This window comes from Streptomyces sp. NPDC032472 (assembly GCF_040636955.1).
GTDB lineage: Bacteria > Actinomycetota > Actinomycetes > Streptomycetales > Streptomycetaceae > Streptomyces.
Genome location: NZ_JBEZVK010000008.1, coordinates 106,324 through 120,408 on the forward strand (window position 1 = coordinate 106,324; position 14,085 = coordinate 120,408).

The following is a 14,085-nucleotide window of genomic DNA, read 5'->3' on the forward strand; positions in this document are numbered from 1 at the left end:
CAACAGGCTGCCCTGTGGACAGATTGTGGGCGACGGAACCCGTCCCCAGCCTGTGGACCACAGAAAGTCCCGCAATCTGTGGACAAGTTGCTCCACAGGGGGCGTATTCGAACAGACCGAGGGCGCGCGCACGAAGAAGGGCGCCCCCGGAGTGACCCGGGAGCGCCCTGAAGAGAGGTGTGAAGGGACGGAGAAGGGGGCTGAGAGGGGGCGGAGGAGCCGTCGGAGGGTGCCTCGGGAGGGCCCTCGGAAGGGGACTCGGAAGGGCCCTCGGAAGGGGACTCGGAAGGGCCCTCGGAAGGGGACTCGGAAGGGGACTCGCAGGCGCCTCGGCTCAGCCGTTCTTGATGCGGTTGGTGAGCTCGGTGACCTGGTTGTAGATGGAGCGGCGCTCCGCCATCAGGGCCCGGATCTTGCGGTCCGCGTGCATGACGGTGGTGTGGTCCCGGCCGCCGAATTGCGCCCCGATCTTGGGCAGCGACAGGTCGGTGAGCTCCCGGCACAGGTACATGGCGATCTGCCGGGCGGTGACCAGCACGCGGCTGCGCGAGGAGCCGCACAGGTCGTCCACGGTGAGGCCGAAGTAGTCGGCGGTGGCCGCCATGATGTCCGAGGCCGTGATCTCGGGCGCCGAGTCCTCACCGCCGGGGATCAGGTTCTTCAGGACGTCCTCGGTCAGCCCGAGGTCGACCGGCTGCCGGTTCAGGCTCGCGAACGCCGTGACCCGGATTAGCGCCCCCTCCAGCTCGCGGATGTTGCGCGAGATGCGGGAGGCGATGAACTCCAGTACCTCCGGCGGGGCGTTGAGCTGCTCCTGGACGGCCTTCTTGCGCAGGATCGCGATGCGGGTCTCCAGCTCGGGCGGCTGGACGTCGGTGATCAGACCCCACTCGAAGCGGTTGCGGAGCCGGTCCTCCAGGGTGACCAGCTGCTTGGGCGGCCGGTCGGAGGAGAGCACGATCTGCTTGTTGGCGTTGTGGAGGGTGTTGAAGGTGTGGAAGAACTCCTCCTGCGTCGACTCCTTGCTCGCGAGGAACTGGATGTCGTCGACCAGCAGGATGTCCATCTCGCGGTAGCGCTTGCGGAACGCGTCGCCCTTGCCGTCGCGGATGGAGTTGATGAACTCGTTCGTGAACTCCTCCGAGCTCACGTAGCGGACCCGGGTGCCCGGGTAGAGGCTCCGTGCGTAGTGCCCGATGGCGTGCAGCAGGTGCGTCTTGCCGAGGCCGGACTCCCCGTAGATGAAGAGGGGGTTGTACGCCTTCGCCGGCGCCTCGGCGACGGCCACCGCGGCCGCGTGCGCGAAGCGGTTGGAGGCGCCGATGACGAAGGTGTCGAAGAGGTACTTGGGGTTCAGCCGGGCGGTCGGCTCCAGCGGGCCCGAGGTGGAGCCGCCGGACGGGGCCGGCGGCGGCGCGGGCCGGCCGGGCGCCGGGCGCGTCGCGGGCGACTGCTCGTACGGCTGGTCGTAGGACTGGTCGTACTGCGATTCGTACGACTGCTGCTCGTAGGAGCCCTTGTCGTAGCCGCCCGGCTCGGGCTGCTGGAGGTAGCCCGGCTGCGGGGAGGCGTACGGGTCGCGCTCGGGGAAGCCGCCGAGGCGCGGCTGCTGCCACCCGTAGTCGTCCTGCTGCCCGCCGCGGGGCCAGGCCCCGGGTTCGGGGCGGGGCTGCTGGTAGTCCGGGTAGGCGGGGCGGGCGGTGGGCAGCTGGTCGTCGGCGGGGCCGGGGCCGGTGTGGCCGCCGGGGCGCTGGCCGCCGTAGGGCTCGTAGGACTCGGAGCGCTGGGGGGCGGGCGCGGGCTCGCCGGCGGAGTCGTCGACGGTGATGGCGATGCGGATGGGGCGGCCGCACTCGCGGCTGAGGGCATCGCTGATCAGGGGCGCGAGGCGGCCTTCGAGGACGCGCTTGCCGTATTCATTGGGGACGGCGAGCAGCGCGGTGTCGGCGACGAGGGCCAGGGGCTGGCACCGCTCGACCCACTGCTGGTCCTTGGGCTCGATGGCGTGCTGTCCCTCTCCGAGGAGCTTTTCGAGCACCCTTGGCCACACTGCGGCAAGATCGGCAGGTACGTCAGCCACAGGGCACGCTCTCTCACAGGGGTCCCACGAAGGTGTGGTTCTTTGGGACGGTCGGGACAAAAGAATCCGGGATCAGGCAACGGTAGTCAGGGCGACGGGTGCGGTTCAAGTCGTTGTCCACAGCCTGTGCACAGTGCGGGGTGGTCTCGGCTCGGTTTGACCGGATGGCGTAGCCGCGCGTACCGTAACGAGGTCGAGTTGTCGATGGCTGCTGCCGCCTGCCTACCGATGGGCGAAGATCACTCATTGTGATCATTTAGCGGTGTCCACTCGGGCGAACACGCGAGTTCCTCGTGGGCGCACGGTGACAGCCAGGCGATGTACCGCCACAACGATTCATTTTCTGGAGCCCCCGAGTGAGCAAGCGCACCTTCCAGCCGAACAACCGTCGTCGCGCCAAGACCCACGGCTTCCGCCTGCGGATGCGTACCCGTGCCGGTCGCGCGATCCTCGCGAACCGTCGCAGCAAGGGCCGCGCCGCCCTCTCCGCGTAATCACACGCGGATCGTGACGTCGTGCTGTCTCCCGAAAATCGGCTGAGGCGGCGCGAGGACTTCGCGAGCGCGGTACGCCGAGGCCGCCGGGCCGGTCGCCCGCTCCTCGTCGTCCACCTACGTACAAGCGGTGCAACGGACCCGCACGGGCCGGGGGAGACAGATCCCCCGACGCGTGCGGGTTTCGTCGTCAGCAAGGCCGTGGGCGGTGCCGTGGTCCGCAACCGGGTCAAACGCCGCCTGCGCCATCTGGTGCGCGAGCGGCTGTCCCGGCTGCCCGCCGGTAGCCTGGTGGTGGTGCGGGCATTGCCCGGATCGGGTGATGCCGGCCTCGACGATCTGGCCCGGGACCTGGATGCCGCTCTGCTGCGGCTCCTGGGAGGCGCAGCTCGATGAAGTACCCGCTGCTCGCTTTGATCAAGCTGTACCAGTGGACGATCAGTCCGCTGCTCGGGCCGGTGTGCCGCTACTACCCCTCGTGCTCGCACTACGGGTACACGGCCATCGACCGGCATGGTGCGGTGAAGGGGACGGTCCTGACCGCCTGGCGGATCCTGCGGTGCAACCCGTGGTCCGCAGGTGGTGTCGACCATGTCCCACCTCGTAAACGCCCGCGTTGGCACGAGCAGCTGCGCAGTGCGTTGCGTAGACCTCGCAATGCTCAAGGAGCCTGATTAGTGGACACGATTGCCAGTCTGTTCAGCTTTATCACCACGCCCGTCTCGTGGATCATCGTCCAGTTCCACACGCTGTACGGTGCGATCTTCGGCCCGGACAGCGGATGGGCCTGGGGCCTGTCCATCGTGTCCCTGGTGATCTTGATCCGTATCTGCCTCATCCCGCTCTTCGTGAAGCAGATCAAGGCAACGCGCGGTATGCAGGCGCTCCAGCCGAAGATGAAGGCGATCCAGGAGCGCTACAAGAACGACAAGCAGCGTCAGTCCGAAGAGATGATGAAGCTGTACAAGGAGACGGGTACCAACCCGCTCTCCTCGTGCCTTCCGATTCTGGCGCAGTCCCCGTTCTTCTTCGCGCTGTACAGCGTGCTGTCGGCCATCGCCAACGGCAAGACGATCGGCGTCATCAACCAGTCGCTGCTGGAGAGCGCCCGTCAGGCGCACATCTTCGGTGCTCCGCTGGCTGCGAAGTTCATGGACAGCGAGGAGAAGGTCGCCGCGCTCGGCGCCAGCCTCATGGACGTCCGGGTCGTCACCGCGGTGATGATCATCATGATGTCGCTGTCGCAGTTCTACACGCAGCGCCAGCTGATGCAGAAGAACGTCGACCTGTCGGTCAAGACGCCGTTCATGCAGCAGCAGAAGATGCTCATGTACATCTTCCCGCTGATCTTCGCCTTCATGGGCATCAACTTCCCCGTCGGTGTCCTCGTCTACTGGCTGACCACGAACGTGTGGACCATGGGCCAGCAGATGTACGTGATCAACCAGAACCCGACCCCCGGCAGCAAGGCGCAGGACCAGTACCTGACCCGCCTGCTGAAGCACATCGGCTCCCACGGTGACGTGAAGGGCCGGCGCCGGAAGAAGATCGTCGCGACGATCGTGGCCAAGGGCCCGGACCGCAACGACAACGAGCGCAAGTTCATCACTGCTCTGACGAAGCAGGGCCTGGCCGCCCAGGCGGACGGCTCCGTGATCAAGAGTGCCGAGGCGACGGCGGACTCCGACGCGGCGAGCGGCGGTGCCGCCAAGCGCCAGCAGCCCAAGCGCCAGACGAAGGCACAGCGTCAGACGCCGCCCTCCAAGCCCTCTTCCAAGAAGTAAGAAGGAGTCCCTCCCGTGACGGAAGGCACCACCACGGCCGCCGCTGAGAGTGGCGACACCCTGACCCGCCTCGAGCAGGAGGGTGAGATCGCGGCCGACTACCTCGAGGGTCTGCTCGACATCGCCGACCTGGACGGTGACATCGACATGGACGTGGAGGCCGACCGTGCCTCGGTGTCGATCGTCAGCGACTCGGGCAGCCGTGACCTGCAGAAGCTCGTGGGCCGCGACGGCGAGGTCCTGGAGGCGCTCCAGGAGCTCACCCGCCTCGCCGTGCACCGTGAGACCGGGGACCGCAGCCGGCTGATGCTGGACATCGCCGGGTTCCGGGCGAAGAAGCGCGAGGAGCTGGCGGCGCTGGGCGCCAAGGCCGCGGCAGACGTGAAGGCGTCCGGCGAGCCGCTGAAGCTGGCCCCCATGACCCCGTTCGAGCGCAAGGTCGTCCACGACGCCGTGGCGGCCGCCGGTCTGCGCAGCGAGTCGGAGGGCGAGGAGCCGCAGCGCTTCGTCGTCGTGCTCCCTGCCTGACCCGTACATCCGATGGTTCGGCCCCGTCTGTGTCGCAGGCGGGGCCGAAGTTTGTCAGCCTGGCAGTGCCGTGGTACGCAAGCGCGGTACGCAATACGGAAGGACGGTCCCCGTGACGGAGGCAGCGGAGCTTCCCCCGGCGCCCGAACAGGCGCGCGCGGTGTTCGGCGAGTTTTTCCCGGAAGCTGTGCGGTACGCGGAGCTGCTGGCGGACGCGGGCGTCAAGCGCGGCCTGATCGGTCCGCGTGAGGTCCCGCGGCTGTGGGAGCGGCACCTGCTGAACTGCGCCGTGCTCTCGGAGGTGGTGCCCGAGGGCGTCACGGTCTGCGACGTGGGCTCCGGTGCCGGCCTGCCCGGCATCCCGCTGGCCCTGGTGCGGCGCGATCTGAAGATCACGCTGCTGGAGCCGCTGCTGCGGCGGACGACCTTCCTCCAGGAGGCCGTGGAGCTGCTGGGCCTGGACCACGTCACGGTGGTGCGCGGGCGGGCCGAGGAGGTTCTCGGCAAGGTGCAGCCGGTGCACGTGGTGACGGCGCGCGCGGTGGCCCCGCTGGACCGGCTCGCCGGCTGGGGCGTGCCGCTGCTGCGCCCGTACGGCGAGATGCTGGCTCTCAAGGGCGACACTGCCGAGGAGGAGCTGGTGGCGGCGAAGGCCGCTCTGGCGAAGCTGGGCGTGGTGAAGACCTCGGTGCTCCAGGTCGGCGAGGGGGTCGTGGACCCGATGTCGACCGTGGTCCGGGTCGAGGTCGGTGAGAGCCCCGGCGGTGTGAGGTTCGCCGCCAAGCGGGCCAAGGCCGCGCGCGTGGGCCGGACCCGCCGGCGACGTTGAGGACCCGGACGGCGCGAGGAGGGGCCCGGTGGAACCAGAGGATTCCACCGGGCCCCTTTCGCGCGTGTTGGGCCCTATAGGTATGGATTTCGGAGTGTCGTAGGGGCCTGCAGTCGTGGTCCCGGCATCGTGTTTCACGTGAAACATCGCTCTCTGCTGCACGGAATCATCAGCCGCGGCCGTGCAGCCGCGGCTCCCCGCTCCCGCACGGGAGAAGGGGGGACGGAGTTGTCCACAACGGTGGATTCATCCACAGGAGTACGGGCCCCGCTGGTTCGCGACCCCGGGGACATGGCAGGCTCTGTTCATCGCGAGCCTGATGTCGAGGAGAGTGACACCGTGCGGTCCGACGCCAACCTCGCGGGGCCGATGGCCGATCCGGTCCCCGGTCCCCGCTCTGAATCGGCGGGCGGCGATGTTTCACGTGAAACATCGTCTGTGCCCCTTGCCGACAACGACACGCCCAGCGGCGGAGTCGCCCCCTTTGCGGTCCAGGCGCTGAGCCGTGCCGGCGAGGGGCTGCCCCGCCCGGATCAGCGCCGGGTGATCGTGGTCGCCAACCAGAAGGGCGGCGTCGGCAAGACCACCACGACGGTGAATCTGGCGGCCTCGCTGGCGCTGCACGGTGCCCGCGTCCTGGTGATCGACCTGGACCCGCAGGGCAATGCCTCCACGGCGCTCGGTATCGACCACCACGCGGATGTGCCGTCGATCTACGACGTGCTGGTGGACAGCCGCCCGCTGCTCGAGGTCGTCCAGCCGGTGGTGGACGTGGAAGGGCTCTTCTGTGCCCCGGCCACGATCGACCTGGCGGGCGCGGAGATCGAGCTGGTCTCGCTCGTCGCCCGTGAGAGCCGGCTCCAGCGGGCCATCCAGGCGTACGAGCAGCCGCTCGACTACATCCTGATCGACTGCCCGCCCTCGCTGGGGCTCCTGACGGTGAACGCTCTGGTCGCCGGCGCCGAGGTGCTGATCCCGATCCAGTGCGAGTACTACGCACTGGAGGGCCTGGGCCAGCTCCTGCGCAACGTCGACCTGGTCCGGGCCCACCTGAACCCGACGCTGCACGTCTCCACGATCCTGCTGACGATGTACGACGGCAGGACCCGGCTCGCGTCCCAGGTGGCGGACGAGGTGCGTTCCCACTTCGGCAACGAGGTGCTGCGCACGAGCATCCCCCGGTCGGTGCGCATCTCCGAAGCCCCCAGCTACGGGCAGACGGTGCTCACCTACGATCCAGGGTCCAGCGGTTCCCTCTCCTACATGGAGGCGGCGCGGGAGATCGCGTACCGCGGAGCCGGAATCCAGTACGACGCCCGCAACGCCCACATGGGCGCGGGCATGAACAGCACGCAGAGCATGGCGGAGGGCATCCAGTGAGTGAGCGACGTAGGGGTCTGGGGCGGGGGCTCGGCGCGCTGATTCCCGCGGCTCCGCAGGAGAAGACGCCGTCGGTGATCGGTACGGGGTCGACGTCTCCGGCCGCGGTGCCGGTGCTGCCCTCGGAGCGCGGAGTCGCGGCGGCGAAGCTGGCTTCGCTCGCGCAGGCGGATGTTTCGCTGGGGGCTCCACCGGCGGTGGGCGGGGGAGAAACCTCCGCCGTCGTGGTCGACGCGCCGGAGGTAGTGGAGCCCGCGGCCCACGAGGTGGCGGGGGCGACCTTCGCCGAGCTGCCGATGGATGCGATCACGCCGAACCCGCGGCAGCCCCGCGACGTGTTCGACGCGGACGCGCTGGCGGAGCTGGTGACCTCCATCCAGGAGGTGGGCCTGCTCCAGCCGGTGGTGGTGCGGCAGGCAGGTCCGGGCCGCTACGAGCTGGTCATGGGCGAGCGCCGGTGGCGGGCGTGCCGTGAGGCGGGGCTGGAGCGGATCCCGGCGATCATCCGGGCGACGGACGACGAGAAGCTGCTGCTGGACGCGCTGCTGGAGAACCTCCACCGGGCTCAGCTGAACCCGCTGGAGGAGGCTGCGGCCTACGACCAGCTGCTGCAGGACTTCAACTGCACCCACGACGAGCTGGCCGACCGGATCGGCCGTTCCCGTCCCCAGGTGACCAACACCCTGCGGCTGCTGAAGCTGTCGCCGCCGGTGCAGCGCCGGGTGGCTGCGGGCGTCCTCCTGGCGGGGCACGCCCGCGCGCTGGTGGGCGTGCAGGACCACGAGGCCCAGGACCAGCTGGCAGCCCGCATCGTGGCCGAGGGCCTCTCGGTCCGTGCGGTCGAGGAGATCGTGTCGCTGATGGGCTCGGAGCCCGCGACCACCGTGAAGCCCAAGGGGCCGCGGGCGGGTGCCCGGGTGGCCCCGGCGCTGAGCGAGCTGGCGACCCGGCTGTCGGACCGGTTCGAGACCCGGGTGAAGGTGGACCTGGGCCAGAAGAAGGGAAAGATCACCGTTGAGTTCGCCTCGATGGAGGATCTGGAGCGGATCCTGACGACGATGGCGCCGGGTGAGGGCCGGGTGCTGGAGCAGGGCCTGTCCGGGGAGTGAGTTCCGGGCCGCCGTAGGGCGGGTCGTGCCGGTGCGTGCCGGCGCGGTCCGCCCTTTGCCTTGTTGCGGTTTCTCCTGATTCGGGCTGTGGATACCATGCGCTCATGGGGCGTCGGCTGGTACCTCTCACACTGGACAACCTCCAGGATCTGCCTCGGCGTTGCCGGTCCTGCGTCTTCTGGGAGCTCGATCCCGTCAGCGGTGAGGCCGCCGTGAAGGCGGGGACTCCGGAGCTCGAGAAGGAGGCGTGGATCTCCGCCGTCCTGCTGGAGTGGGGTTCGTGCGGCCGCGTGGTCTACGTGGACGAGGTTCCGGTGGGCTTCGTGCTCTACGCGCCGCCGGCGTATGTCCCGCGGTCCACTGCCTTTCCGACCAGCCCGGTGTCTCCGGATGCGGTGCAGCTGATCACTTCGTGGATCATGCCGGGGTATCAGGGCCAGGGGCTGGGACGGGTAATGGTCCAGACGGTGGCCAAGGACCTGCTGCGGCGGGGGTTCCGGGCGATCGAGGCGTTCGGCGATGCACGGTGGGAGGGGCCGGCGTGTCTGCTGCCGGCGGACCATCTGCTCGCAGTGGGCTTCAAGACGGTGCGCCCGCATCCCGTGCACCCGCGGCTGCGATTGGAGTTGCGCTCGACGCTGTCGTGGAAGGAAGACGTGGAGATGGCGCTGGACCGCCTGCTGGGTGCGGCCCGCAAGGAGCCGGCACTGCGGCCGCTGTGAGCGTCAGGCCTTGGGGGCACGAAACATGCGAACGGGGCCGCCCCTGTGAGGGGGGCGGCCCCGTTTCACGTGAAACATTGCCGTCAGGCGGCCTTCACTGCTGTCAGACGGTCTTCGTCTGGATGAAGGCGTCGAGGTCGCGCAGGATGGCGGCCTTCGGCTTGGCACCGACGATGGTCTTGGCGACCTCGCCGCCCTGGTAGACGTTCAGGGTCGGGATCGACATGACGCCGTACTTGGCGGCCGTGGCCGGGTTCTCGTCGATGTTGAGCTTGACGATCTCGATCTGGTCGCCGTACTCGGCCGCGATGGCCTCCAGGGACGGCGCGATCTGGCGGCAAGGACCGCACCATGCGGCCCAGAAGTCCACCAGGACGGGCTTGTCGCTCCTGAGGACCTCGGTGTCGAAGTCGGCGTCGGTGACGTTCTTGAGGGTGCCGGCCACAGCGGCCTCCTGATTCTTCCTGCGGGGTGTTGGGCTGGGGGGGGCGTTCGGGGGGTCAGACGGTCGCGGCGGCCTTCTCGGCGTCCGAGAGGGCGGCGAGGAAGCGCTCCGCGTCGAGGGCGGCGGAGCAGCCGGTGCCCGCGGCGGTGATGGCCTGACGGTACGTGTGGTCCACGACGTCGCCGGCGCCGAACACGCCGGTGAGGTTGGTGCGCGTGGAGGGGGCCTCGACCTTGAGGTAGCCCTCGTCGTCGAGCTCCAGCTGGTCCTTGAACAGTTCGGTGCGCGGGTCGTGGCCGACGGCGATGAAGAGGCCGGTCACGGCGAGCTCGGAGGTCTCACCGGTCTTGGTGTTGCGCAGGGTGAGGCCGGAGAGCTTCTGGTCGCCGTGGATCTCGGCGACCTCGCTGTCCCAGGCGAACTTGATCTTGGGGTCGGCAAAGGCGCGGTCCTGCATGGCCTTGGAGGCGCGCAGGGCGTCGCGGCGGTGGACGACGGTGACGGACTTGGCGAACCGGGAGAGGAAGGTGGCTTCCTCGATCGCGGTGTCGCCGCCGCCGACGACGGCGATGTCCTGGTCCTTGAAGAAGAACCCGTCGCAGGTGGCGCACCAGGAGACGCCGCGGCCGGAGAGGACGTCCTCGTTGGGCAGGCCGAGCTTGCGGTGCTGGGAGCCGGTCGCGACGATGACGGCCTTGGCGCGGTGCACGGTGCCGGCGGTGTCGGTGACGGTCTTGATCTCACCGGTGAGGTCCACGGAGACGATGTCGTCCGGAACGAGCTCGGCGCCGAAGCGCTCGGCCTGGCCGCGCATGTTGTCCATGAGGTCCGGGCCCATGATGCCGTCCTGGAACCCGGGGAAGTTCTCGACCTCGGTGGTGTTCATCAGCGCGCCGCCGGCGGTGACGGCGCCTTCGAAGACCAGCGGCTTGAGCGAAGCGCGTGCGGTGTACAGGGCGGCGGTGTAACCGGCCGGCCCGGAGCCGATGATGATCACGTTACGTACGTCGCTCACGGGTTTCTTCCTCGTCTCTGTGGACTGCGCGCTGCTGTGTGCCGGGGCCGTTGTGGAGTCTCACCCCACCCAACGGATCCTACGGCGCGCACATTCCCGGCCCGCTCCTGTCCGGGCCGCAAGCTGTCAGCTCCGGGGGTAGGTCCTGGTCAGCAGCGGCTTGCCGGGGCCGCCCGCAGGGGTGTCCGCGCAGTCGGCGCCGATGACGTAGGCGTCGACCCGGTCCGGGTCACCCGGATGCGGAAGGACGACGAGGTAGGCCCGGGCGCCCTCGTAGCTGCCCCGCTCCGCGGCGAGCGGGGCGTCGGTGCGGCCGGTGCCCTGCCGGACGCAGGGCGGGACCGCGGCGGCGTCGGTTCCCGAGCGCTCGCCGGGCACGAGACCCGGGCCGGGCGGGGTGTTCTCCAGGCCGTAGGTGCGGTTGCCCTCCGTCGTGGAGGCCTTGGCTCCGGGGTCCGCGGCCAGGAGCCGGCGGACGCTGTCCTGGAGGCCCTGGGCCGTGTAGCCGCCGGCCGTCGTCGGCTGCGGGTTCTCGCTGGTGGCGGCGTGACGGGCGGCGGTGTCCGGGGAGCCGGGGCCGGAGGGGTTCCCGGTGAGGAAGACGCCGAAGGCGCAGGCAGCGGCGGCGGCCAGGCCGCCGAGGATCGTGATCCGGCGGCGGGCGCGGCGGCGCCCGGGGCCCGTCCCGCCGACCGGGTGACCGGCGGGGCGGCGTCCGCTCGGTCCGGAGGGCGTGGTCGGCGCCCCGGCCGCGGCCGCTTGGGGAAGTGCCTCGCGGTCGCCGTCCGCTGCGGCGGCCGACCGGTCCTCGGCCCTGGGGGTGGTGGAGTCGAGGAGGGCCTCGGCGGCGAGGGCGGCATCGATGCGCCCGGCGATGTCGGCGGGCATGCGGGGCGGCCCCGGCAGGGTGCCCAGCAGGGAGCGGATCTCCTCCAGGGAGGCGTGGACGTCGGCGCACAGGGGGCAGTCGTGCAGGTGGCGGCGCACCTCGGCGGTCCGGGCCGGGGAGAGGATTCCCTCGGTCAGGTCGGAGATCTCCGAGACGTCAGGGTGCCGGATCGTGCCGGCTGCGGGAGTCACGTTCGTCCACCTCCGCCCTTCACCGTGTCTGCGCCCGGGGCTGGATGACCCGGGTCTGCCGCTGGTGGGACGGGTGTCCCCGGCGTCCGGTTCCTTCCCCGCTCCGCGGCGGTGTTATCCACGGCATTCGAGCGCAGATGAGTGAGCATCGGGACGAGTTTGGCCCGGCCGCGCGCACAGCGGCTCTTCACGGTGCCGGTGGGGACGTCGAGGACGCGGGCCGCCTCGGCGACGGAGTATCCCTGCATGTCGACGAGGACCAGCGCGGCCCGCTGGTCGGCGGGCAGGGTGGCGAGGGCCGCCAGCAGCTGGCGGTGGAGGTCGTGGCGCTCCGCGGGGGCCTCGGCGGACTCGTGGGGCTCCAGCAGGCGTTCCAGGCGCTCGGTGTCGTCGAGGGGGGCGGTCTTGCGGGAGGCCGCCTTGCGGGCCCGGTCCAGGCAGGCGTTGACGGTGATGCGGTGCAGCCAGGTGGTCACGGCGGACTCGCCGCGGAAGGTGTGCGCCGCCCGGTAGGCGGAGACCAGGGCGTCCTGCACGGCGTCCGCGGCCTCCTCCCGGTCGCCGAGGGTGCGCAGGGCCACCGCCCACAGCCGGTCGCGGTGGCGGCGTACGAGCTCGCCGAAGGCGCCGGCGTCGCCGGCGACGTGCCGTGCGAGCAGGTCCCGGTCGCTGTCGCCGCCCTCGCCGGGCGTCGCGTCGTGCATCACACCTCCCCTCCCCGAAGGGAGCGTACGGGGCGGGCGGGACGAATACGAGGGTCCGCCGTGCCGACGGCGCAGCGGACCCGGGACCTGTCGTGCGGAGCCGGGCTAGTCGCCCGTGCCCATGACCCTGATCTCCTTGATGCCGCCGCGGTAGCTGTCCCCGTTCTCCGGGGGCAGCACGGTGATGTGGACCAGCACGAAGCGGGTCTTCACCGGGGTGGCGAGGATGCCCTGCACCTTCTTCCCCGTGGTGCCCAGCTTGTGGAGCTCCTGGGGGAAGTCGGCGATGGTGCGCGCCGAGGAGGCGTCCGGGGCGGCGGCCCGGACTTCGAGCTTGTGGCCGGCGGCGAACATGTCCGCCTCGAAGCCCGTGACTTCCTTGACGCTGCCGAGGTCGACGATGATGCCGCTGCCGTCGTCGTAGCTGTCCAGGTTGCCGAACTTGCCCCCGTAGCCGTCGAACCGAATCGTCCTCCACGCGGTGTCGGAGTCGCCGTCGACGGCCTTCCCGGCATCCTCGGCCTTGATCGGATCCTTGCCGAAGACGGAGGCGCTGCTGATGCGCAGCTGCGTGCTCGGCTTGGGCTTCGGGTCCTCGCTGGGCTTGGCGGTCTGCGAGGTGCTGCCGCCGCCGCTGTCGCCCTTGACGCGGTCCAGCAGGGTGTCGGCCAGCTGCCAGCTGCCCAGGCCGAGGGCGGCGATGAGCAGGGCGGCCACGCCCCACTTCAGGACGCGGCCGGTACGGCTCTGCAGCGGGGGCGGCGGGGGGACGGCGATGGGCTGGGTGCCGGGCATGCCGGGGTGCGCGGGCGGACGGCCGTAGCTGCCCTGCTGGTAGGTGGTGTGCTGGTATTCGGGCGGGGCCGTGAACGCGGGCTCCGGGGGCCGGATGCGGGGCATCGCGGCGACCGCCTTGGCCAGCTCCTCGGGGGTGGTGCAGGCGGGCTCCTGCCGCGATGCGGTGGCGCCGTCGTTGGCGAGGGCGCGCATGGCGAGCTGGCCCAGGCCCCGGTGGACGCCGGCGCGGACCTGGTCCGGCGGGATCAGGCCGACGCCCTTGGGCAGGCCGGTGAGGCCGTACGCGTCGGTCTCGTACGGCCAGCGCTGGGTGAGGGAGGCGTACAGCAGGGCCCCGATGGCCTCGGTGTCGGTGCGCTGCGGGGTGTCGCTGGTGATGCCGCGCAGGGCGGCGTTCACGGCCAGGCCGCGGATGCGGTACTGGCCCGTGGAGGTGCGCAGTATCGCGCTGGGCGTCAGGCGCAGGTGGGCCAGGCCCTCGCGGTGCGCGGCGGCCATGGCCTGGGAGACCTGGCTGACGAGCTGGTAGCACTCGTGGGGCTCCAGCGGGCCGGCGGCGAGGAGCGCGGTCAGTTCGGTGGCGTCGGGCAGCCACTCGTGGACGACGTAGACGAGGTCGCTGTCCTCCACGGCGTCGAGGACGTGGACGAAGCGGGGGTCTCCGAGCAGGGCGGAGGAGCGTGCGGCGGCCAGGACGGAGCGCGCCCGCGGGTGGTCGGCGGGCAGCAGGTGGACGCCGACGGCGCGGCGCAGCTTCTCGTCCATCGCGCGCCAGCTGCTGAATCCGTCCAGACGGGTGACGCACTCCTCGAGGCGGTAGCGCCGTGCGAGCTTGTGGCCGCTGTGGAGTTCGGGCGCGGCAGCAGGAGCCGCTTTCCTACGCTCGCCGTCCTTTTCTGGCATGGGTCCGTCCGCGGCTCGTCCGTTCTGGGTGTCCACCCCGTCGGCCATGGCCTTCGCTGCATCAGCGACCGGCGGCTGGTCGCCGCCGTTGTCGGCCACGTCGACGGCAGCCGTGCTACGTTCCGCCACCGTCGTTCCTGCCTCCCCATCCGTTACGCGCTGTCGGCCAGTCTGCGAAGTCATGCCAATTGTGCCCACAGTCCGGTGCTATGCA

At 70.4% G+C, this 14,085-nt stretch carries 14 protein-coding genes and 1 pseudogene; 9 read left to right on the plus strand and 6 right to left on the minus strand.

The window, feature by feature from the left end; all coding sequences use genetic code 11:
* Positions 1–334 precede the first annotated feature (334 nt).
* A complete protein-coding gene (dnaA, locus tag AB0F11_RS07450) occupies positions 335–2,080 on the minus strand; it encodes a chromosomal replication initiator protein DnaA (protein WP_362169382.1) in 1,746 nt (581 codons plus the stop codon).
* A gap of 356 nt (positions 2,081–2,436) precedes the next feature.
* Here dnaA and rpmH point away from each other — a divergent pair, with 356 nt between their 5' ends.
* The 9 genes and pseudogenes from rpmH (at position 2,437) to AB0F11_RS07495 (ending at position 8,926) form a co-directional block, all read left to right on the plus strand.
* The gene (gene rpmH / locus AB0F11_RS07455) at positions 2,437–2,574 is read left to right on the plus strand and encodes a 50S ribosomal protein L34 (RefSeq protein WP_018547628.1); all 138 of its coding nucleotides are present in this window, start codon (positions 2,437–2,439) and stop codon (positions 2,572–2,574) included.
* A gap of 21 nt (positions 2,575–2,595) precedes the next feature.
* Entirely contained in the window at positions 2,596–2,970 is a 375-nt protein-coding gene (rnpA, locus tag AB0F11_RS07460) for a ribonuclease P protein component (RefSeq protein WP_362169384.1), read from the plus strand.
* Positions 2,967–3,221: pseudogene (gene yidD / locus AB0F11_RS07465) on the plus strand (membrane protein insertion efficiency factor YidD); the annotation flags it as partial. The gene rnpA and the pseudogene yidD, both read left to right, overlap by 4 nt.
* A gap of 30 nt (positions 3,222–3,251) precedes the next feature.
* The gene (gene yidC / locus AB0F11_RS07470) at positions 3,252–4,358 is read left to right on the plus strand and encodes a membrane protein insertase YidC (protein ID WP_362169385.1); all 1,107 of its coding nucleotides are present in this window, start codon (positions 3,252–3,254) and stop codon (positions 4,356–4,358) included.
* A gap of 15 nt (positions 4,359–4,373) precedes the next feature.
* A complete protein-coding gene (locus AB0F11_RS07475; protein ID WP_362169387.1) occupies positions 4,374–4,886 on the plus strand; it encodes a R3H domain-containing nucleic acid-binding protein in 513 nt (170 codons plus the stop codon).
* A gap of 112 nt (positions 4,887–4,998) precedes the next feature.
* Positions 4,999–5,715 carry a 16S rRNA (guanine(527)-N(7))-methyltransferase RsmG gene (rsmG, locus tag AB0F11_RS07480; RefSeq protein ID WP_362169389.1) on the plus strand — a complete coding sequence of 239 codons (717 nt, stop codon included), beginning with the start codon at positions 4,999–5,001 and terminating at the stop codon, positions 5,713–5,715.
* A gap of 291 nt (positions 5,716–6,006) precedes the next feature.
* The gene (locus AB0F11_RS07485) at positions 6,007–7,095 is read left to right on the plus strand and encodes a ParA family protein (protein ID WP_362169391.1); all 1,089 of its coding nucleotides are present in this window, start codon (positions 6,007–6,009) and stop codon (positions 7,093–7,095) included.
* Positions 7,092–8,204, plus strand: coding sequence for a ParB/RepB/Spo0J family partition protein (locus AB0F11_RS07490; protein WP_362169393.1), 1,113 nt, complete (start codon positions 7,092–7,094; stop codon positions 8,202–8,204). The genes AB0F11_RS07485 and AB0F11_RS07490 overlap by 4 nt, the downstream gene beginning before the upstream one ends.
* A 104-nt stretch (positions 8,205–8,308) precedes the next feature.
* Positions 8,309–8,926, plus strand: coding sequence for a GNAT family N-acetyltransferase (locus AB0F11_RS07495; RefSeq protein WP_362169395.1), 618 nt, complete (start codon positions 8,309–8,311; stop codon positions 8,924–8,926).
* 103 nt (positions 8,927–9,029) lie between these two features.
* Here the strand turns inward: AB0F11_RS07495 and trxA are convergent, their stop codons facing one another.
* The 5 genes from trxA to AB0F11_RS07520 form a co-directional block, all read right to left on the minus strand.
* Positions 9,030–9,371, minus strand: a complete 342-nt coding sequence (trxA, locus tag AB0F11_RS07500; RefSeq protein WP_362169397.1) for a thioredoxin — start codon at positions 9,369–9,371, stop codon at positions 9,030–9,032.
* 55 nt (positions 9,372–9,426) lie between these two features.
* Positions 9,427–10,386 (minus strand): thioredoxin-disulfide reductase, encoded by a 960-nt coding sequence (trxB, locus tag AB0F11_RS07505; RefSeq protein WP_362169399.1) that lies wholly within the window; start codon positions 10,384–10,386, stop codon positions 9,427–9,429.
* A gap of 126 nt (positions 10,387–10,512) precedes the next feature.
* Positions 10,513–11,466, minus strand: a complete 954-nt coding sequence (locus tag AB0F11_RS07510; RefSeq protein WP_362169401.1) for a hypothetical protein — start codon at positions 11,464–11,466, stop codon at positions 10,513–10,515.
* Positions 11,463–12,170: an RNA polymerase sigma factor SigM gene (gene sigM / locus AB0F11_RS07515; protein WP_362169403.1), complete on the minus strand. Its 708-nt coding sequence runs from the start codon at positions 12,168–12,170 to the stop codon at positions 11,463–11,465. The genes AB0F11_RS07510 and sigM overlap by 4 nt, the downstream gene beginning before the upstream one ends.
* A 105-nt stretch (positions 12,171–12,275) precedes the next feature.
* Positions 12,276–14,000, minus strand: coding sequence for a protein kinase family protein (locus AB0F11_RS07520; protein ID WP_362169405.1), 1,725 nt, complete (start codon positions 13,998–14,000; stop codon positions 12,276–12,278).
* Positions 14,001–14,085: the final 85 nt, after the last annotated feature.

Bases quoted from the DNA above. Each gene is read 5' to 3' on its own strand.
- AB0F11_RS07485 (WP_362169391.1), top strand. From the start codon at position 6,007: ATGGCAGGCTCTGTTCATCGCGAGCCTGATGTCGAGGAGAGTGACACC.
- AB0F11_RS07495 (WP_362169395.1), top strand. From the start codon at position 8,309: ATGGGGCGTCGGCTGGTACCTCTCACACTGGACAACCTCCAGGATCTG.
- sigM (WP_362169403.1), bottom strand. From the start codon at position 12,170: ATGCACGACGCGACGCCCGGCGAGGGCGGCGACAGCGACCGGGACCTG.